Genomic DNA, 20,953 nt, shown 5'->3' on the forward strand with positions numbered 1-20,953 from the left:
CATCAATTTCCCAATTGGCAAAAGAAACCGAAATAGAAATCAAAAGGAGTACAAGGCTACGCATTATCATTTTCACGATTCTCCTTTTATTGAAGGTATTATTGATGGTTTGAATACAATAGACTTTTGGGATTAATATACACAAAGGACAGTTTCCAAAACCACGCTATTTACACACAAAAAAAGAACTCCGCCGTTTCCGACGGAGTCCTTTTCAAGATTTCGAGAATCTAGTTTGCGAACCTTAATTCATCGACTTAGTTCAAAGTGATGAGAGTAAGAGTGCGCTTGCCGACCTTGATACCCTTAGAGATATCGACAGTCTTAGCCTTCTTGGACGGATCGTTTGCCCAGCCTTCTTTGAGCTTTTCAGAGCTCTTGTCGAGAGTCTGGACAGAAGCCTTGCCCTTGAAGCCCGGAATGTCAAGCTTGATGTCGAATTCGCTGTACGGGCTCTTGTTCACGAGGAGGAGCTGCTTCTTGTTGCCGTTTACAGTGTAGTAAGCGGTAAGGAGAGCGTCTTCGTCACCCTTGATGGTGGTCTTCATGAGCTTGCCACGGAGAGCGTCGGAAGCCATCTGGAATGCCCAGTAGCTCGGGCGCGGGCAGTTCATGCATTCTTCACCAGAACGGGTCAAGTAACCGTAGTCACCGCCTTCCGGAGTGATGTCGTTGTGAATATCCCAGTACTGAGCGTTGTCGACGTTTTCAGTAGCGAGCATACCGAGGTAGTCAGCGACGAACAAGCCGTTTTCGACAGACAAGGTCTGCGGACCCGGGTTGAAGTCAACAGAGTTCCATTCGGTGAGCCAGAGTTCGATCTTCTTGCTCTTGTTGAACTTTGCAGTCCACTTGTCCACGACCTTGTGCAAGCGTTCGTAGATTGCAGTGAGGGTCTGCGGAGCAGAGAGCATAGCGAAGTCGTTTTCTTCACCGAAGTGCTGCGGGTAGTGGTGGACGATAAGACCGTCAGCGATGTCACCCGTTTCAGCAAGGACCTTTTCGTTCCAGTCGCCTTCGAGAACGCCGAGCACAGCCACCTTGATGGTCGGATCAACTTTTTTCATGGCTTCGATGAACTTACGAGCGCGCTTACCATAGATGGTACCGCCGTCCTTACCATACTTTTCGTAATACGGATGCCAGTTACCGTAGATTTCGTTACCGATTTCCCAGTAGAGGATGCCGGCCTTCTTGTCGATGTTCGTGTGCTTGACCCAGTCAGCAGCTTCCTTTTCAGTGCCGGAACCGAAGTTCACAGTGAACATGGCGTTAGAGCCAGTCTTCTTCAACCATTCGAGGAATTCGTCGGTGTCGACCATCCAGTCGTGGTTGTCGAGGATTTCCTTCCAGTGGTCGTCATCAGCACGGAGACCACCCGGATAACGGATAATGCCGTGGTTGATGCGCTTTGCAAATTCACGAGTCTGAACCTTGAAGTTCTTGTTGTCGAGCATGTCGCCGTCCCAAAGGGCTGCGTTGATACCGAACAAGCCACCAGAGATTTCCGGGTTGAGAACTTCCTTTTCGCCCTTCACCAAGACCTTGATGACAGCCGGACGTTCCTTAGCCTTCACTTCGCGCTGGTTGGTCAAGCGGACGTTATCGATCTTGAAGCCACCGGCAGTACCTTCGCCACTCGGCTTGAAGTCGAGGTTGACAACACCCTTGAGGTCAAAGATGCCGTTTTCGACAGCCTCAGGCGGCTGGTAGTACGGGAACTTGCCGAACGTGCGGAACGGAACGAGAAGGGTCGTCTTGCCCTTCGGAGCACCGACGTTGGAAACGAAGATTTCGTTGCCTGCATCCTGCACCTGGACGGTAATGGACTGCCAAGCCTTTTCGGAATAGACATCGAACATGATGCCCCAGTGCTTGGTCCAGTCGCGATCCGTTGCCGGGCGGCCAGTCTTCTTCATGTCAAACACCACATCGACCCAGTCGGCGAGGAGGTAATGTTCGACATTCAAGCAGTTGCTCTTGAATTCCGGGCAATTTTCGATCTTGAAGCGGAGCTGGGACTTCGGACCCATGGACGGTTCCCACTTGTCCTTAGCATACTTGCTTTCGAAATCCGTAATGACGAGATCCGGAGCGTTGGACTTGAAGGAATCCCACTTGAGATCCGGGTCAACCCAGTCGATATTTTCAGTAAACGTAATCTGGTCAACGAAGACCGTCACAGGTGCCGGCTTGCCCGGTTCGCCTGCGTTTTCGCCCTTGCCGACAGAGAAACGGATTTCCTGAATCTTGTTCCACTGGATGTCCTTAGCGACTTCGGCCTGCTTGTTAGCGTCCCAAGCCTTACCCTTGTCCATGAAGCGCTTCAGAGGAATCTTGACGAGCTGCCAATCCTTGGAGACCTTGATCCAGTCATTGAGGCCAAGCTTGGTCTGGCTCTTCACGTCGTTGCCCTGGTTGTCGAGGATACCGACATAGAGCTTTTCGCCGCCGAGCTTACCCTTGATCCAGAAGTAGAGGCCGCCCTTGTTGCGGACCTTGGAAAGGTCGATGTACTTGCCTTCGCCAAGCGAGTAGGTCACGCCGGACCAGTCGTTGTTGTCGATGTACATGGCGAGCACGTTCTTGTTGCCCGGAGTCTTGGACTGAGCTTCACGCTGAGCGGTGAGGCCACCATAGCTATAGGCAAAACCCTTGACCTGGTTGTCATAGAACGTAGCGAGCGTCTTGGCCTTGCCGTCGAGCTTTTCCGGGTTCTTTGGACCGTCAATGATATCATTGTTTTCGTCCCAGTAGACCATCTGCTTCTTCGGAGCAGCCTTCTTGTTACCCTTCACGATTTCGATGTTGTCGACCCAGACTTCGAATTCGCTTGCAGCGCTCTTGTCAATGGAGAAACGGATTTCAGCAATCTTGTCCCAGTCGATACGAGCCGGGAATTCGGACTTGCGGGTGTTGTCCCAGTAGAGACCACGGTCCGGGAAGTCCACGAGAGGAATGGAAACCTTCTTCCAATCCGTCGTCACAGCACCGCCTTCGATGTACTTGTTCATCGGAAGCACGACCTGAGTCTTCTTGCCATCAGAGACTTCTTCGTCGAGAAGACCGACCTTGACAGCTTCGCCACCATGCTTACCCTTGATCATGAATTCGACCTTGGAATCAAGCATGTACTTGTTCAAGTCGAAAAATTCATTGTAAAGGCAGATGGAAGCACCGGAGTATTCCTTCGGGTCCAGCTTGATGTTCAAGGCAGCCTTGGACTTGTAACCACCAGACTTGGTGATGGTGACACCCTTGCTCGTGCCGCCGTAAGAGTAATCGTATCCACCCGGACGGTACTGTTCATCGAAGAACTTGTACACAGCCAGATGCGGACGTTTCGGCTGAGCCATTGCAGCTGTAACGCTCAAGCCGAGGACGGCGAGCGAGGCAACTTTCAATGATTGCTTAATCATAATGTGCATCCTTTTGTTGTTTTTTTTGAATTTAAATTACAAACTTGAAAATTAAAAAGCGCACACGTCAATCAATTTAACGTGCACGCCTGAAAACGTAATTACTTCGCTTCCTTCAACATCTTTTCGACGAGTTCCGGGCTGAAGCGATCCTGACGCTTGCCGTTGATGTAGAAGTTCGGGGTACCCTGAACGCCGACCTTGACGCCCAACTGGAAGTCCTTGTCGATGCGAGCGCTCATAGCGGAATCGAGAACCATGTCCTTCTTGAACTGTTCGACGTTGAGGCCAATTTCCTTAGCGACAGCGAGGTAGACGGAGTCAGAGAGTTCGCGGGAGTGCGGTGCGAGAGCATAGCGGTATTCCCAGAACTTGCCCTGCTTCTGAGCTGCGATAGAAGAAGCGGCTGCGGCCTTAGCATTGGAGTGGAAGCTAAGCGGGAAGTGCTTGTAGACGAACTTGATTTCGTTCGGGTACTTCTTGTTGAGTTCCTGCATGGTCGGAGCGATACGAGAGCAGTACGGGCACTGGAATTCAGTGAATTCGACAATCGTGAGCTTAGGATTCTTGGTGTTGCCAAAGACCGGGCTTTCATCATCCGGGATGTCCCAGACCTTGTTGTCAGCTTCCATTTCGGCACGAGCCTGTTCGAGGGAAATGCCGCGCTTGTCGAGAGCATACTTGATGATTTCAAATTCTTCCTTGACCTGCTTGAAATCCTTTTCGAGGGAATCGAGGCGAGCCTGCTGGTTGAACGAACCGCCAGCGGAAGCTTGGTTGCAAGCAACGAGGCCGGAGACTACAAGAGCCATAGCAATGAGAGATAGACGTTTCATTTTAGTCCTTTGAGTTAAAACTTTGGGGCACAATCAGCCCACGATGTGTGAGAAATATAATAACGAAAACTTACTTTGATTGGAGAAAATCATCAAAAAAGCATACACAATCGTCTCATCTGTATCCATTAAAATCGATTGTAAAATCCGAATTTTTGACCATTTTTCACAAATCGAAGTCCGTAACTATAAGCAATTCAATAAGTTACAAAAGTGTGGTGGGTAAAAAACGTGACTAAAATCGCACGAAAAGAATTTACAATGTAGTTGTTAGTCAATGGTCAGTGGTCATTGGTCAGTGGTCAATAGTAATTGGTCATTAGTCAATGGTATAAGTAACAATAGACAAATGTTATTGTCGCAAAGCTATCATCGAAAGACATTTAACTAATGACAAAAGGCGAACGACCAAGAACCAAACATTTTACTATTTTTTATGCATATGAGTGAATATTTGCATAAATCGTTTGGTCCCGTAATCCCCAAGGATTTCAACAAGGATTATGGTGAACAGGGCTTTTTGCTGGAAAGCGGCAAGACGCTCCCTGCCTTGACCATCCGTTACGAAACGTACGGCACATTGAACGCCGCCGGCGATAACGCCGTGTGGGTTTGTTCGCCGTTGACCGCTGATGCGCACGCCGCCGGCTGGTACACCGAAAATGACAAGAAGCCCGGCTGGTGGGATGAACTCATCGGACCTGGCAAGGCTATCGATACAGACCGATTCTTTGTAGTTTGCAGTAACATCCTCGGCGGATGCAAGGGCTCTACTGGCCCAGCAACGATCAACCCGCGCACGGGCAAGCCCTACGGCAGCACCTTCCCTACCATTACGATAGGCGACATGGTACACGCCCAAAAGGAACTTGCAGACGGTCTCGGCATCAAGGAATTCTACAGCGTCATCGGCGGATCCATGGGCGGATTCCAGGCGATGAAATGGGCAATTTACTACCCGGAACAGGTAAAGCGCATCATCGTGATTGCTAGCTCGCCCAGATTCTCGAGCCAGGCGCTCGGCTTTGAAGTGGTGGCCCGCGATGTCATCACGCAAGACCCGAACTTCCACGGTGGCGACTATTACGAAGAAGGTAAGACAAGACCGGACATCGGCCTTGCGAACGCCCGCAAGCTTGCGCACATCACATACCTCTCTGCAGTGGGCATGGAGAAGAAGTTCAAGCGCGCCCAGGACCAGGAAAACAGAAGCCACGCCGTCACTTACTCGACGCCATATGACTTGAACCTCCCAATTGAAAGCTACTTACGTTATCAGGGAACGAAGTTCGTCGATCGCTTTGATGCGAACAGCTATTTGCACATTGCACATGCGACCGACGCATTCGACCTCGAAACGGAATACGGCAGCATCGAAAACGCCTTCAAGGGCATCAAGGCTGAAGTCCTGAACGTGAACCTTTCGACCGACTGGCTTTTCCCGCCGCACGAGAGCCGCCGCATTACAAGCGCACTCCTCAACACCGGCAAGACCGTGACGAGCCTCGAACTCGACACGCAATTTGGCCATGACGGATTTTTGATTGAAGTGGGTGAACTCGGCAAGGCTGTGGGCCGTTTCCTCGATTCAAAGATTATCCCGCAGAACGGAACGCAGGCAGTGCCTGTATTCCACGACCAGAGCGACTTCCAGCGCATCAGCAAGCTCGTGAAGGAAGGTAGCCATGTACTCGACCTCGGTTGCGGCAGTGGCGACTTGCTAGATTACCTTATCCGCAAGAAAAACGTCACGGGCTTTGGCATCGAAAAGAACATCAAGGGAATTCTAGACTGCCTCGAAAAAGACGTACAAGTTATCCAGCGCGACTTGGATGAAAGTGGTCTCACGGACATCAAGGACGGAAGTTTCGACTACGCGATTATCAACCGCACGATTCAGGAAATCCGCGACCCGGTGGCCCTTTTGAACGAACTTTTGCGCGTTGCAAAGCAGGTCATTGTGACGTTCCCGAATTTCGGCCACTGGTCTGCCCGCGGAAGCCTGATGCTCCACGGTCGTATGCCGATTTCGAAGGAACTCCCCTACGAATGGTACGACACGCCGAACATTCGCGTGCTTACGCTCAAGGACTTCTATACGTTGTGTAACAAGGAAGGATTCAAGATTGAAAACCTGCACTTCCAGAATGAACACAAGATAAGCAAGTTCCTGACCGCCATTGGTCTCCCGAACTTCGGCGCCGAACACGTCATCGCTACGATTTCGAAGAAGGTTTAGAATGTCTATTATCTCCATGACCGGATTCGGCAAGAGCGAATCCACATTGCAAGGAATCACGTGCGTTATCGAAGTGCGTAGCGTGAACAGCCGTTTCCTCGAAATTTCGAGCAAGATTCCAAAGAACTTCGCCTACCTCGAAAACGATTTCAAGGCACAAATCAAGGACAAGCTCGTTCGCGGTTCCGTGAACTTTTCGATTACGCTTGGCGCAGGCAACGCCGGGAACATTCCCGTTTGCTACAACGAAGCCGCTGTGGCAAAGTTCGTGGAAATCACGAAGGCAATGCAGAAGAAGTACGGCATTGCAGGCGACATCAAGCTCGAACATGTACTTGCCATCCCTGAAGTTTTGCAGTTCACGGACGGCAACGGCGACAACGAAGTCTGGGAAAAGCACCTGAAGGCTGAACTCGACAAGGCTTTGGACGGTGTCATCGCCATGCGCGAAAAGGAAGGCGCGAACCTCGCCGTAGACCTTACCCGCCGCGTGATACACCTGAACGAAGTCATCGACAAAGTCGAAGTCCTCGATCCGCAGCGCATTGAAACGTGGAAGGTCAAGTTCCGCGAACGCATCAATACGCTCATGAAGGATTCCGAAATCGACGATGTCCGCCTGTTGCAAGAAGCCTGCATCATGGCAGACAAGCTCGACATCCACGAAGAAATCACGCGTTTCCGCAGCCACAACAAGCTGTTCCTCGACGCGCTCGCCAAGGGTGGCGCCCAGGGCAAGAACCTCGGGTTTATCCTCCAGGAAATGGGCCGTGAAGCGAATACGCTTGGCACCAAGTGCCAGAACGCCGAAATCGCAGCACTTGCCATCGAGCTCAAAAACGAGATTGAGTGCATCCGCGAGCAAAGCATGAACGTAGCGTAGATCAACACGCACGGAAATTCTCAACACTATTTCTCAACATGGATTTTTTATCCATAAAAAGCCCTACGAAAGTAGGGCTTTTTGCTTCAAAACAATCTAACTTATAATCAGAAAGAATAAAACATCCACACTCCAACAACAAGCGTCTCGTGCAAATCGCACGGGACGCTTTTTGGTAATGGTTAAAATGGAGATGCCCGATCAAGTCGGGCATGACATGGTAAGATTTACTTCTTTTTAGTGGATTTCTTTTTCTTGTCGGTCATCTTGACGCGGCGGGAGCCGGAGCGGATGCGTTCCCACGGGGCAAAGGACATCGTCCCGAAGGTGAAACCGAAGAACCACACGTTAAACGAGAGCCAAAGAATGGCGGCACAGCCGATCCTCTTCCAGTCCACGACAACGCTCATATCAATCACAAGCGCCGAAAGTGCGAGAAGCGAGGCTATAATCACGGGAGCAAGCATTCTCTTGCCCGCCTTCACGAGAGCGCCTGCAGAAGGCGTTCCTTCACCGAGTTCCTTGCCTGCAATCAGAGCACAGGCGACAACGCCCGAGAAAGCGATAGCGCTAAGCACAGCCCACATGAGCCAAGCCTTGCCAATCATCAACGGGAACCAACTTACAAATCCCGTAAGCAATAGCCACGAAAGTGCAAACGGGAACAGCGCACAGGCAACGCTCCACTTGGCAAAAAGCACGAGCAAAAGTGCAACACCCGCAAACACGGCAAAGAAAATCAGGAGCAAGTCTTCGTCACCGCCCAAGGCAAACAGCGAACCCACAAAAGCAGCGAGAGCTAGCAAGCCGCCCACGCCACCGCGAACCCCGCCAAAGACGGAAAAGAGCACAATCATCGAAAGCGCTGCGACAAAGATGTACTGCGAAGAATGCCAAGCCGAAGCCACATTCGTAAAGTTCGCCACCCACATGCCAAGCGCTTCAGAAGCGCCCAACGGGAGAGAAGCCATCTGCTGCCAGCCTGTCGCGAGGAACGCCACAGAAAAGCCAACCATCAACAACACAAAAATCAGGCGAAAGCGGAGGGATAGTTCCAGAAGCTTTTGCACTTTGCCCGGTTTTTCACGTAATTCCATTATTTACCTCGAAATCAACAGTTTTTGTTTTTTAGTCCAAGTTTGAGTTTTAGAGCCGGAAGTCTTGACTTCGTTCCGTACTACATAGTGGTACAAGCCATTAGCAAGCAAACGACCGTAATTGTCCTTGCCATTCCAGTGCGTGACACCGGACTTGGCATCCTTAATGACCTTAACGAGTCTGCCATGCTGGTTGTAAATGAATATCGTTACCCTCGAATCGGATTCAGGAGCGAGATTCTTGAAGTAGAATGTCGTGCCTTTTTTGCCGACCGGATTCGGGACGTTGAACACATCCGTGAGCCCGACCTGCAAAGACTCCGTAATCTGGAGATTGACGTACTTTATAGAGAGATTTCCAAGCACATCCAAGGCGCGCACCCTGAACGTATAGGTTCCCGGCGGGAACGCTTCCGTAGTCAACGTTTTGCGGGCAACAGCGCGTTTCGAAGACTGTTCCAGGAATGGAGCCGGATGGTACGGGGATTCCACACCGATGATATCAAACGTGATACCTTCATCTGCCTGTTCGCGGTAATCCAAAGCGGTTTCATCTTCTATAACGACCTGCAAGCATGCCGGAGTCTGCATCTTGACAAACTGGTTATTGGAGAACGAAGACGAAGAGCCCGCATAGCACGACTGGATACTAATCGACGGAGGCGTTTTGTCGTCCAGCGAGTCCGCATAATTCGAAATACCCGCAATCTTAATATTCTGTTCGAGAGAGCGACCGATAGCCACATCATTTGAAGAATAAGCCCAAGCACGCAACTCCGCAAGAGTATCACCGATATTGAGCTTTTTCGGAGTCACAAATTCGGTTTCGAAACGGCCGCCGACAACTGGAATAACTTCGGAATAAATAAGAGCGCCATCGTAAAGAACAGGCGTCGTCACATCATTGACGGACGTAAATTTCTTTTCAAATCGACCTTCACGAAGCGTCAAGGAAATATTGCCCGAAGACATCCCCGATACCGTTCCGGACAACTTCATCTTGTCCAGAGCCATGATAGAATCCACCGGGTTATCAAATTTAATTTTCTTCTCGGCGAGCGGCATACGGATGACCGGTTCGCCAATATAGACAAAGTGTTCTGCATTGTACATGCAATCTTTGTCGCACGCACCGCTATAAACGCTGTCTTTCGCCTTCATATAGGCAACCCCTAGGTAAATACCATTTTCGCCCAGTGCGCGACGAATAAAGTTATGGGCAAAGACTTCGTTCGAGCCAGCATACGTTTCGCGAGCAGCACCAATAGCGGCAATAGCACCAACATCCGAAGCCATCACAAAGGTTTCCGACAAAGACCTCGTATCGCCTTCATCAAAGCGCCCAACAGTGCAGGCAAAAGAATTCAGCACAGTGTACTTTTTCTTGTTGGATAGTTTCGACACGTACGAATTTTTAAGCAAGCCTTCTGAAGCCCAAGCCACCTTTGAACCATGTCCAAAATACGTTGTCATCAAGGCGCCCTGGTTCATGACATTCAAGAAGTCATTCATGGCATCCATTTTCTGCCCCGCCGCATCGAACACATAATCCAAGAGGTAAATCTTCTTGAGGTTCAAACGGAAACCCTGCGAAGCCGCAACTGCATCGATAGCTCTTGCCAAAGTTTCTTGGTAACCCGTATGCTCGATAATATCTTTCTCAACAGAATTGCGATCGTCATCGGCAGCAAGCAAGAGCGTCGAACGCCATTCACTTTGATCAAACCAATTCACTTCGTCGTAATCGCGAGCCTTACTGACGTAGCCATAGAATTCATCCACAGAAGAAACAGGCAAACGCCCTAAAGCCAAATCCAAATCGTACATTTTACCGCTACGCACGACTTCACCGGAATCGAGAGCGGCAAAGAAATCTTCCGTCACAGAAGATTCCTTTTCAAACGGAGGCATATAGTTCTTGCCATACTTGGCGTTGAACCCACGGTAGTCGTAATGACCGGAACCCGCCAACAACACAAAGCGCAAGTCCGGACAAACGCTACGGGCATAAGCGATATAGTTTCTAATCGCAATCGGCGAAAGCCTGCCTGCAGTATAATGCCTATAAATATTTTCGACAGCGACAACAGCCGTTTGAAGAGGGCTTGCAGACTTGTCACTAGAACGGAACACCGCCAAAGATTCGGCAGGCGCCAGGAATTCTTCGGGCGTAATGATGAGGTATTCCGTCTTCGAAGAAATTTGCGAAAGCTTCTGCACAACGTTCTGCGAGGCAAGCGGAATCCCCTCAATAGAGAGCGTCTTACGTCGATCCGCATTGCGGCGGTCCTTGCCATTCAAAAGCAAATAGCGGACATCATCATTGTAACCGATGCTATCAACAGCAACCCCGTTCGTAACCTTCAAGTACCCTACGGGAACATTGTCCTTGAACTTTACCAAGCGGAGATTTTCATTTTTGCCCACCGGGATGCGGACAATGCCAGTAGCAAAGCCCGGCAACATCCATTCCGCAGAATCTATAGAAACCGCAGTCGGATCCCACTGGTAAGCGACAGAATAGCCATCAAAGCGGTCGTACTGGTAATCGTTGGGGTATATTGTCAATTCATATTCGTTCCCGGACTCTTTCAGGGAATAGACTTGCATTGCAAAATTGCAGCCCGGCAAAATAGTACCATCATTCCAGTAATCTTCTTGCGCTTTTAATCTCGAATGGAATTCGTCATTTACCCTCATTCCAAAATGAATGAACTTAATTCTATCGGCATAACTAAAAGCTGTAGAGAATTTATAGCTTGTAGACTGGTCGACATCTTTAGAAGAACTCAAAGAACGGTACGGGAAAAATGAAACCGCAACAAAACCTTTACCGCCAGAAACAAGTCCCGGCAATTCCGTAGTCGGCATGTGCAAGCCCAGTTCCGAAGAGGAAACTACAGTCGTATCTTTTCGAGCATGCCAAACCCAGAACCATTCCTTACCGGTCGTCTTTTCCCAGTCAATGGACTTTCCATAATAAGTATCGCGCAACAGCACGTCTTTTTCGCCACGGACGTAACGGAGCCATTCAATATCCTTCGGCGTAGATTTCGGTTCGGAGAGTGTTTCTAGGCGGAGCCCCTTCCCCACTTGCTTGTATCCCAAAATAAAATGCTGGGTCGAGGAATACGGCGAATACGAATGGAAATACGCCATGCTCGTTCTAGGAGAGCTTAGCGGTTCTGCATCGATTCGTTTCCAGAAAGCGCTGCCATAGCCAACGAAATAAAGGGAGTCGCCATCATCGAAAATGCCGTTGGAATTGCGGTCATCGACTTTGATGGGCAGTTCAAGCAGCTGGTTCGGGTTACGGAGCTTGGAACCCGGAGCCATGTCCGCAAGCGTATCCGGCGAGACACCATACAGGCAGAGCTTGTCAACAGAAATTCCATCGAGCTCACTTTGGCGCACAACCTTCAAAAGCGAATTGCGGATTTGCTTAAAGTCGACCGCATACATGCCGTCTTCGGCAAATGTCGCCATGTTGTCGTCACCCACCACAAATTCGGCGAGCTGCACCATATCATCAATTTCAGAGCGGGCTTCCTTGCGCAAGACTGCATTTGATCGCCCTGCAATACCAAATTGGGAGGCTCCCTTGGTATTTTCCACACGCATGAGCGCACGGGCACCAGGATTTCGACCGCTGGCAGTAGCCGATGCAAACTTGACATTCAAGCGGAAATTCTCACGTAAAGCGATGGAGGCGCCCTGCTTCACATAAAGAGGTACCTGCACATCGATCATCCACACATTGTCCTTGAGGAACGGCGAAGACATCGTGATGGACTGTTGCTTTATCAAAACGGATTTGCAAAGCGATGAACCTAGCGGAGTAAGCTTGCTGTTCGTCACAGAGACCGAAGGCTTATCACCAGACGGCAGCGCCAAGCGATAATTGCGGAATGGAGCCCCATCCTTAAAAAAGGCATTTTCGGGATGGAATTGCTTTCCCGAACCGTCTTCACAAGACACTTCAAACGAGCTGAGGACTTCGTCGTCTAAAATAAACTGTTTCCTGGAATCTTCAATGACAGAAGACGCCAAGCTAGAAACTGCTGCACAGGCAACAAATAGAATCTGAAATTTTTTGATGATAGACTTCACGAATTCTAAAATAGTAAAAAACAGAAATGGAAATGCCCGCTCAGCGGCGGGCATGACAAATGGTAACATCTTTTTGGGTGTTAAAATTAGGGTCTTGTAATGACCATTTCTAAAAATCCGTTGCCCGTTGTACGCATTTCAATCATTTCGCCGCTAGAAGCCTTGGCTTTAAAGACTGTTATATACTCCGGAGGGACACCCTTAGAAAGAATCATCTCGATTTCCTTAGCCGAAATCATGGATTTTGCGTTCCACTTGTCCATATACCAGTGCCATGGCTGCCAGTTGAAAATGCCACGGGTCGACTGCACAAAGGCACGGAGCATCATAGAATATTCATACTTCAAAAAACCGAGATAGTCGTTCACTTCGGTACGCTTTTCGACAATAGTCTTCTTTGCAAAATCGGGATCGTAACGGAGCGGGGTTTTATCGGGATTGTCATACGTAAAACGAATCATCTTGTCCAGCACAGAGATTTTCAAGTTCGGACGGTCGAGATGCACGAACTCCTTTTCAGAAATTTGTTTGTAATCTCTGAACACGACATCGGGAGAAAGGACCTTGTTGAGCTTCAGCTGAACCGGCTTACCATCGAGAGCCCCAAGTTCGTAAAAGACAATGACCTCGCCCGCCCCCTTCGGCAAGAGCACAGCAAGCAACGGCTTTGCGCGTTCGGTAATCGCCCAAATCATCTTCGGCTTGTTCGTCGAATTCAGAAGCGGGTCCAAGACCTTCATCACGGACGGATCACGAACGCCGTTCACGTCCCATTCCATCCACGTTCCCGTACCGCCGACAGAATCGAGCACGTCAAAAAGGCGCCCGCCTAAAAAGCCATCCTTCGCTTCGATAGCGCCATAGATTTTAGTCGAGCCCACCGACTTTGCTTTCGCAGAAGATGCGGGTGCAGCAAACGCAGAAGTCACAAGAATGGAAAAAAGCGCACAAACCGCAAGAAACTTACGCATAGACACTATACCTTGATTTGAAGTCCGAAAAAAGAATTAAAAACCAATAGGCTCAAACAACGATTCGTCCAAACGCGAATACTGCAAGTGGTACTTTTTGTCGAGCCAGTAAAGGGCAAGCTTTGCACCAGTCCAGTTTTTCTTCGCAGCAGTCGCTTCGACACCCTTCGTGATGAGCGGGAGCGTTTCAATCAAGTCGAGTTTCCACTTGGTATCGTCCCAGTTAAAGAGCATAATCGGAACCTTCGGGCTTGAAGCAAGTCCAACACTTCCGCGGTCGTTCCTGACTTCGAACGGTCCCATTTTCACGTGGTCCACCACATCCAAAAAGCCGCTATCGTAAAGGAGCAAGTAAAGCATGCGGTAATCCGGCACGGTCCAGAGGTGTTCGCGTTCGTAAAGCCTGTAAAGCACGATGGCGTAGGCTTCGTAGAACTGGCATGTGTCCATAGCGGCGGCATCATAAGACTTGGCGTGGCTTTCGAGTTCATTAAGCCAATCTTCCGAAGGGTCCGTCAAGAAATCAAGCAAGATATCGTGCGGAGCGCGGTTTTTGACCGAGGACTTGAACAGTTCATACATCTCTTCGAGCATGACAAGCTTTTGGGATTCCTGGGCTTTGACCTTTGCGTCACGGACGGCTGCCGTCTCGGTTGGTTCACCCGCAGAGCCTTGAGAAGACCCGGCACAACCCGCCATAATTGCAAAAACGCTCACCAAAAGCGCTAGAACTATTTTATTTTTCAGAACATGCATCGCGATACCTACCTGAAAATGAATCTGGATGAACTTTTACGCGCCTGTTCCCTGAAAGGTTATCAGGGCAGCGGACCCGGCGGCCAGCATAGGAACAAGACCAATACCGGCGTTCATCTTTCGTTACAACAATATAATTTAGAAATTAAGTCTTCCGAAAGCAGGAGCGCAAAAGAGAACAAGATTCACGCCCTCCATCGCATGCAAATGGCGCTCGCCTTAAACGTTCGCGAAGAACCGCCCGCCGTCGAGATGAAATTCCCCGGGAGTAACGGGCATATCCAGCCGAGCAATCCGCAGTTTCCGCTGTTTGTGGCACACGTCTTTGACATCATGGCGACTAAAAACGGCGATACAAAAGCCGCAGCGGCGGCGTTCGGGCTGAGTCCGAGTGCGCTCGTGAAGATTTTACGGCAAGACAAAGCCTGTGCAGCGAAGTTGCAAGGAAATCGCGTCGAGAACGGGAAAAGTAAATTGCATTTGTAAAATGCGGCTGCGGGATGCGCGCGGAATGACAAATACAATCGCGCGGAATCTAGTTTAGAAAAATTTACAGAAATTTAGCGGAATATTTGGAGCAAACTTGCGTGTTATATACGTGTAGGACCAACCATTATATCAGGAGGTTATATGAGTCCTACAACAAAAAAACACGTCTGCCGTTGTGCGGCTACGGCTCTTACTGCTCTTGCACTCTGGAATTGCTCTGACGAATCCAAGGCAGAGGCGCCCATCACCATCGAAATCGGCGAAACCGCGAACGTTGCGCTCAAGCTGGACTATACCGAAACACCCTTGCTCGATAGCCTTGTGCTGGACTGCTATGGCACGGATACGGTCCACCTCGTGCATTCCATCGAAAAGAAGTCGTTTAATCTCGACCTTTTCCCGGGTGACGACTGGACTTTTGAAGCGAAGCTCTACGCGAACGGTGCTTTGATGCAGAAAGGCGAAGTCACGACAGCCCTCGAAGCAGGTTCCGCCGTGAACTTGAACATTCCGATGCATGCGCTTGTCGGTTTTGTCTACGTGAAAATTCCTATCGGTTTCGGGAACCCTGCTGGTATCAAGAAAGGCGAAATGAAGCTCACCAGCGGAGACGAAACGTTCACCTACCCCATGGTGTTCGATTCGGACAACGTCACATTCACCAGTGACAACCTCAAGCTCGACCGAGAATACCACATCGCCATCTCGATGCAGGACGAAAGCGGAAAGACTATTTTCAGCATGGAAGACGACTTCACGCTTGACGAAAACACGCCTATTCCGAATTTCCAGATTGAATCGCTCCGCAGCAAGATAGCACTTGCCATCGACATTGCGAAGGACGTGAATTTGCAGGTATCGCTCAAGCTACCCGCCATGAAGCGTTCGCCAACCACAAATGACATCGTGGTCAGCGAGTTCTTTGTGCAGCCCAAGGATTCTACGCAGTACACGTTCGTGGAATTCTACAACGGCAGCACGGACACGCTCGTTTTGGACAAATGCACGCTCGGGAAAACTTCGAACGTGAGCGGTGCGGCAGAAATCGCCACCATGACGTTCCCACCCAACGAAGTGCTTGTCGTTGGTAGTAGAGAAACCGCAGACATTGCAGGCATTTACAGGTACACCGAAAGCATGCCGCAATTCGGCAAGACTTCGGGTTCGATTGTGTTGCAGTGCAACGGGAACGTTCTCGACTCGCTCTATTACGGCAAGGCGGATACGCTCCACGTGACTCCGCTCCCCATCGGGTCTTCTTCGGCGGCGGTACGCAAGAGTACACAGCTCAATATCGGGTTGTGGAACAAGCGTAATGAACCGGATTCCTGGTGCACGGACACGCCTACGCCGGGCGTGATTTCCGCCTGCGGGAATTAAAAACGCCGATGCCGGAATAAATCCGGCATGACAAACAAGGTCGTCCCGTTTTGGGGCGACCTTTTACAAGATGGCGATGCCGGAATGGTTCGGCAGGCTCACCAACCTTAGTGCGGCATGACAATGCTTAGGCGTGGATTTGGGAGCTGGCGCGTTCGATATCGAACAGGCGACGCAAGTTTTCGGCCTTGGCCGGTTCGCGTTCTTCCGGGAGCGTGAGCGGACCCATGTTGATGGCAACCAAGATTGAACCCGGATAGTTGTTCACGCGCTTGATGAAATCGCTGACGGAAACACCTTCGGTGTAGAAGTCCACGACGAACGTATCCCAGTCGTCTTCTTCGAGCTGCTGCAGAGCTTCTTCTTCGGTCTTCACGGCCTTGAAGTAAGCGCCCACGAGCAAGTCCGAAAGGACTTCGAGGCAGGCTTCACGGCGGACATCGTCTTCTTCCCAAATCAGGATGCGACGGTCGCTGTAGTCACGGACTTGCGGGACAAAGTTTTCTTCGGCGTTCAATGCATCGAGCATCGCACCGTTGGCTTCGTCCATTTCTTCATCATCAAAATTATCGATTTCTTTAGCCATAGTTAAAATATAGTAAAAAGTTGGGTATTAGGTTTTATGGGTTTTCGTCGAACCAGCGCTGGAGTATGATCGCGGCGGCGGTACGGTCGATGATTGCCTTGTTCTTCTGCTTTTTCTTTTTGCTCATGTACGAGGTAAACTCCTGCGCCTGCACACTAGAGTACGATTCGTCCTGCGTATGGATTTTCATCCCCGGGAAGCGCAGCGCCAAATCCTTGATAAAAGCCTCCACCACCACGTTCTTGCCATCCTTGCGGCCGTCCGGGTGGTACGGCATCCCGACCACGAATTCGTCAATCTTGTTGATGCGCACGAGCTGGTCCAGACGTTCGAACAGGTTCGTCGTCTTTTGGTCGATCGTCTCGCGCGAAAACGCCATCTTGAGCTCGGAATCGCCAAATGCGACCCCGACACGATGCTCTCCGTAATCCAAAGCCAAGTAATTCACGCCTCTAAATATAGAATACGAGCGCTAAATATTGCAATTTTCCACTCATTTTTCTATCTTTGCGCCGAAAATTAAAGCCAAACGGTAAAATATGGATCAATCAAAAATCAGAAACGTTGCCATCATCGCCCACGTTGACCACGGTAAAACTACCCTGGTGAACCAGCTCCTCAAACAGTGCGGTACCTTCCATGAAGGTGAAGAAATCGTGGACCGCGTGATGGACTCCGACAACCTCGAACGCGAACGCGGCATTACCATCCTCTCCAAGAACACGAGCGTGATGTACAAGGGATACCGCGTGAACATCGTCGATACCCCGGGGCACGCCGACTTCGGTGGCCAGGTGGAACGCGTTTTGGGTACAGTCGATGGCGTTCTTCTGGTCGTTGACGCATTCGAAGGCCCCATGGCCCAGACCCGCTTCGTGACGAAGAAGGCTTTGGAACTCGGCCTTACCCCGATCATCGTCGTGAACAAGATCGACCGTGACGGTTGTAACCCGCTCCTCGCCTTGGACAAGGTCTTTGACTTGTTCTGCGAACTCGATGCAACCGAAGAACAGCTCGATTTCGACAGAGTTTTTGGCAGTGGCCGTAAGGGCATTTGCCGCGCCGAACTTGAAGACCCGGATGGCGACTTCAGCATCTTGATGGACAAGATCATCGAACGCATCCCGGCTCCGAAGGGCGATCCGAACGGCGAACCGCTCCTCCAGATTGCCTCCCTCGAATACTCCAGCTTCCTCGGCCGTTTGGCTGTGGGTCGCGTGCAGCAGGGCGTGTTCAAGCCGAACCAGACCTACGCTCAGGCATTCCCCGACGGAACCGTCAAGAACGTCCGTCCGCAGAAGATCCTCCGCTACGAAGGCCTCACCCCGAAGCCGATCGAAGAAGCTGGTCCGGGCGAAATCATCCTCATCGCAGGTCTTGACTACTTCGATATCGGTGATACGCTTTCTTCTACGAACAATCCAGTTCACTTGCCGCGTATTCACATTGACCCGCCGACAATCTCCATGCTCTTCACCGTGAACACTTCGCCGCTCGCCGGCAAATACGGTGGAAAGTTCATGACGGGTAACCAGCTCCAGGAACGTTTGGAACGCGCCCACATGGCTGACCCGGCACTTCTCGTCGAAAAGGCCGAAGGCGCCTCTACGTTCAAGGTCTCTGGCCGTGGCATTTTGCACCTCACGATTCTCGTCGAAAACATGCGCCGTGAACTTTATGAATTCACCATCGGTTCTCCGCAGGTCATTTTCCAGAAAGACGAAAGCGGCAAGCTTTTGGAACCGGTCGAAGACTTCAAGGTCGAAGTTCCGAACGAATTCAGCGGCGCCTGCATCCAGGAAATCCAGCAGCGCAAGGGCGAAATGGTCAACATGACCACCGACGAAAACGACCGCGTTTCTCTCGAATTTATCGTTCCCTCCCGTGGCCTTATCGGTATCCGTCCGAAGCTCCTCTCCCTTTCCAAGGGTTACGCTGTGACGCAGTCCTTCTTCAAGGAATACCAGCCGTACAAGGGAGAAATTCCGTCTCGTATCAACGGTGTACTCATCGCCAAGGAACCGGGCGAAGCTGCAAGCTATGCTCTTTCTAACTTGGAAGATCGTGGCTACCTCATCATCGGTCCGGGTGCCGAAGTTTATCCGGGCATGATCGTGGGTGAACACAACCGCGACGTCGATATCACCGTGAACGTCACGAAGGGCAAGCACCTCACCAACATGCGTTCGAAGTCCGCTGACGACATGATCCAGCTCACGCCGTACCGCCGCATGACTTTGGAAGAATGCGTGACCTTCATCAATGAAGATGAATGCATCGAAGTCACTCCGGAAGTGCTCCGCATCCGCAAGACCGAGCTCGACCCGATCAAGCGTAAGCAGATGTCCAAGAAGCCGGCTGAAGACGACGATTAATTAGACGAAAGAACGAACCTTCGGTTCTACAGACGAAAAATTAGAGAAGCACCCTGCGGGGTGCTTTTTTCGATGAACCAGCGTTACCATACTACGCCTTATATTCTGCGGTAGCTTCCATCAGTTTATCAAAATCACTTTTGTAGGTAGCATCTCGAATCACACGAAATAATAGCTCCGTGCGGAGTGGTTGTTTCCATTTTGGAAACAACCACTTTTTCATCAAGTTCCCCACTTTCGAAGATGTTCTTCAAATGCTTTGATATAGCCGATTTTTGAACATCAAAAAGATTGGCCATTTTCGCTTGAGTAAGCCAAAGATTTTCGTTATGCAATAAAATCTCAACTTTGACTTCTTCGTTTTCGGTCTTGTAAAGCAGAATCTCTTTCATATACACAAATGTACACTAAAGTTATAATTCTGTCAAGTAATGCAAAAAGGGGCCTTACGCCCCTTTTCCCCCGCCTAAGTTTTTTTCGAAGTCTTTTTCTCAATCGTCTTGATGGAATCCAGGAAAGCCTTCTCTACAGACGAGAGCGTCTTTTGCTGGTACTTGCGATATTCGCCGGTAGCCTTTTCGACCGCCAGTTCATGGGAAACAGATCCGTTGCCTTTAAGCAACTGTTCTCCGCCAGCCGTCAGGATCTGGTCCAGGTGCTTAGACCAGTCCGCCATAGTCATCGGTTCATGGCGTTCGGCCTTGCGCTCCGCGAAATCCAGATAACCCGAAACGATTTGCCCCATGGCGCGCAATTCCTTTTCATCCAGATAATTTTTGGCAATCAACGCCTCTTGAAGGGTCGGCTTGTCCCCGGAAAAAGTCGTAAGCCCCATAAAGACCTTCTCGGCATCTGCGCGGCTATAGATGACCTCCGCCGCAGTCTGCCCGTGCACGGCAAAATGCATCTTGTTCTGCACCTTCTTGAAGAACAGGACCGAAGTATCCGCCTTGGGGTCATAGTCAATACTCGTCGCGTAAATGTCGAGAACCTGACGGTAAAACACCTTCTCGCTGGCACGGATGTCGCGAATCCGCGCCAGAAGTTCTTGCCAGTAATTGCCTCCGCCCAGCTTTTTCAGGCGATCGTCGTCCATCGTGAAGCCCTTGACGATGTATTCCTTGAGGCGTTTCGTGGCCCACTGCCTGAACTGGGTGCCTCGCAGGGACTTTACGCGATAGCCCACAGAAATAATGACGTCAAGGTTGTAAAAATTGGTCATTTTCGTCAAATTTTGCGTAAATTCGGAATTTCCGAATTTTCTCATCACCTGCGATTCAACCAGTTCACCTTCCTGGAAAATATTCTTTATATGCTCATTTATGGTCGATTTCGATTTACTAAACAGCACGGACATCTGGTCCTGCGTAAGCCAGGCCGTCTCATCCTCAAAACGGACCTCCACATTGATGGCCTCGTCGTCGGTCTTGAAAATTACAATCTCGTCGTTCATATCGCCCCCCAAAAAAGAAGCCTACACATTTGTTCACCACAAAATATACACAAATGCATGGCGATTGTCAATAGCCCCTCCCCCATGTCATCCCGGCCTTGTGCCGGGATTTCATGCAACTATTGTTGACATCAAGAAATCACGGGCGTTCCCTGCTGCGCAGGGGCAGGCTCTCGCGGCATAAAATTACGGCCTCACGCCGCAATTTTTCCGCCTAGAGGGCCGAGCGCGGGACACCAGCGGCCCTCCCGGCCCTACGGGCTTCGATCCCTAACGCAGAAAGGGGCCTCGCCCCTTTCGAACGGAGCCTCATTCACCGGCACCGCAACGCCCCGTTTGCTTCTAGAATGTTTGTTGAC

The 20,953-nt window shown here is 50.4% G+C and carries 14 protein-coding genes and 1 pseudogene; 5 read left to right on the forward strand and 10 right to left on the reverse strand.

What is annotated here, in order from left to right:
* Positions 1-257: 257 nt before the first annotated feature.
* Both B9Y77_RS04130 and B9Y77_RS04135 read right to left on the reverse strand, forming a co-directional pair.
* The gene (locus B9Y77_RS04130; protein WP_085490563.1) at positions 258-3,419 is read right to left on the reverse strand and encodes a carbohydrate binding domain-containing protein; all 3,162 of its coding nucleotides are present in this window, start codon (positions 3,417-3,419) and stop codon (positions 258-260) included.
* A gap of 101 nt (positions 3,420-3,520) precedes the next feature.
* Positions 3,521-4,255 (reverse strand): DsbA family protein, encoded by a 735-nt coding sequence (locus tag B9Y77_RS04135; RefSeq protein WP_085490564.1) that lies wholly within the window; start codon positions 4,253-4,255, stop codon positions 3,521-3,523.
* Between the two features lie 442 nt (positions 4,256-4,697).
* On the opposite strand from B9Y77_RS04135, the gene B9Y77_RS04140 reads away from it, so the two are divergent.
* Together B9Y77_RS04140 and B9Y77_RS04145 are read left to right on the forward strand one after the other, a co-directional pair.
* Positions 4,698-6,494, forward strand: a complete 1,797-nt coding sequence (locus B9Y77_RS04140) for a homoserine O-acetyltransferase MetX (RefSeq protein WP_254899916.1) — start codon at positions 4,698-4,700, stop codon at positions 6,492-6,494.
* A gap of 1 nt (position 6,495) precedes the next feature.
* Positions 6,496-7,377, forward strand: coding sequence for a YicC/YloC family endoribonuclease (locus tag B9Y77_RS04145; RefSeq protein WP_085490565.1), 882 nt, complete (start codon positions 6,496-6,498; stop codon positions 7,375-7,377).
* A gap of 227 nt (positions 7,378-7,604) precedes the next feature.
* Here the strand turns inward: B9Y77_RS04145 and B9Y77_RS04150 are convergent, their stop codons facing one another.
* The 4 genes from B9Y77_RS04150 to B9Y77_RS04165 all read right to left on the reverse strand — a co-directional run bounded on the left by B9Y77_RS04150 (position 7,605) and on the right by B9Y77_RS04165 (position 14,272).
* Positions 7,605-8,474 (reverse strand): hypothetical protein, encoded by an 870-nt coding sequence (locus B9Y77_RS04150; RefSeq protein ID WP_085490566.1) that lies wholly within the window; start codon positions 8,472-8,474, stop codon positions 7,605-7,607.
* Positions 8,475-8,477: 3 nt separating this feature from the next.
* Positions 8,478-12,584, reverse strand: coding sequence for a C25 family cysteine peptidase (locus B9Y77_RS04155; protein WP_085490567.1), 4,107 nt, complete (start codon positions 12,582-12,584; stop codon positions 8,478-8,480).
* Positions 12,585-12,670: 86 nt separating this feature from the next.
* Complete coding sequence (locus B9Y77_RS04160; RefSeq protein ID WP_085490568.1) at positions 12,671-13,555, reverse strand: hypothetical protein; 885 nt, start codon at positions 13,553-13,555, stop codon at positions 12,671-12,673.
* 36 nt (positions 13,556-13,591) lie between these two features.
* Positions 13,592-14,272: a hypothetical protein gene (locus B9Y77_RS04165; protein WP_244536504.1), complete on the reverse strand. Its 681-nt coding sequence runs from the start codon at positions 14,270-14,272 to the stop codon at positions 13,592-13,594.
* 33 nt (positions 14,273-14,305) lie between these two features.
* Between B9Y77_RS04165 and B9Y77_RS04170 the strand changes: the two genes are divergently transcribed.
* Both B9Y77_RS04170 and B9Y77_RS04175 read left to right on the forward strand, forming a co-directional pair.
* The gene (locus tag B9Y77_RS04170) at positions 14,306-14,797 is read left to right on the forward strand and encodes a peptide chain release factor family protein (protein WP_073423952.1); all 492 of its coding nucleotides are present in this window, start codon (positions 14,306-14,308) and stop codon (positions 14,795-14,797) included.
* A gap of 144 nt (positions 14,798-14,941) precedes the next feature.
* Positions 14,942-16,180, forward strand: a complete 1,239-nt coding sequence (locus B9Y77_RS04175) for a hypothetical protein (protein WP_085490569.1) — start codon at positions 14,942-14,944, stop codon at positions 16,178-16,180.
* Positions 16,181-16,307: 127 nt separating this feature from the next.
* Here B9Y77_RS04175 and B9Y77_RS04180 read toward each other — a convergent pair whose 3' ends face one another.
* Positions 16,308-16,766 (reverse strand): hypothetical protein, encoded by a 459-nt coding sequence (locus B9Y77_RS04180; protein ID WP_073423950.1) that lies wholly within the window; start codon positions 16,764-16,766, stop codon positions 16,308-16,310.
* A gap of 34 nt (positions 16,767-16,800) precedes the next feature.
* On the reverse strand, positions 16,801-17,214 hold the full coding sequence (gene ruvX, locus B9Y77_RS04185) for a Holliday junction resolvase RuvX (RefSeq protein WP_173465762.1): 414 nt from the start codon (positions 17,212-17,214) through the stop codon (positions 16,801-16,803).
* Positions 17,215-17,305: 91 nt separating this feature from the next.
* Here ruvX and typA point away from each other — a divergent pair, with 91 nt between their 5' ends.
* Complete coding sequence (gene typA / locus B9Y77_RS04190; protein WP_085490571.1) at positions 17,306-19,141, forward strand: translational GTPase TypA; 1,836 nt, start codon at positions 17,306-17,308, stop codon at positions 19,139-19,141.
* A gap of 188 nt (positions 19,142-19,329) precedes the next feature.
* Here the strand turns inward: typA and B9Y77_RS04195 are convergent.
* Both B9Y77_RS04195 and B9Y77_RS04200 read right to left on the reverse strand, forming a co-directional pair.
* Positions 19,330-19,533: pseudogene (locus tag B9Y77_RS04195) on the reverse strand (cell filamentation protein Fic); the annotation flags it as partial.
* 74 nt (positions 19,534-19,607) lie between these two features.
* A complete protein-coding gene (locus tag B9Y77_RS04200) occupies positions 19,608-20,594 on the reverse strand; it encodes a virulence RhuM family protein (protein WP_085490572.1) in 987 nt (328 codons plus the stop codon).
* Positions 20,595-20,953 lie beyond the last annotated feature (359 nt).

It is taken from the genome of Fibrobacter sp. UWB13, assembly GCF_900177805.1.
Lineage (GTDB): Bacteria > Fibrobacterota > Fibrobacteria > Fibrobacterales > Fibrobacteraceae > Fibrobacter.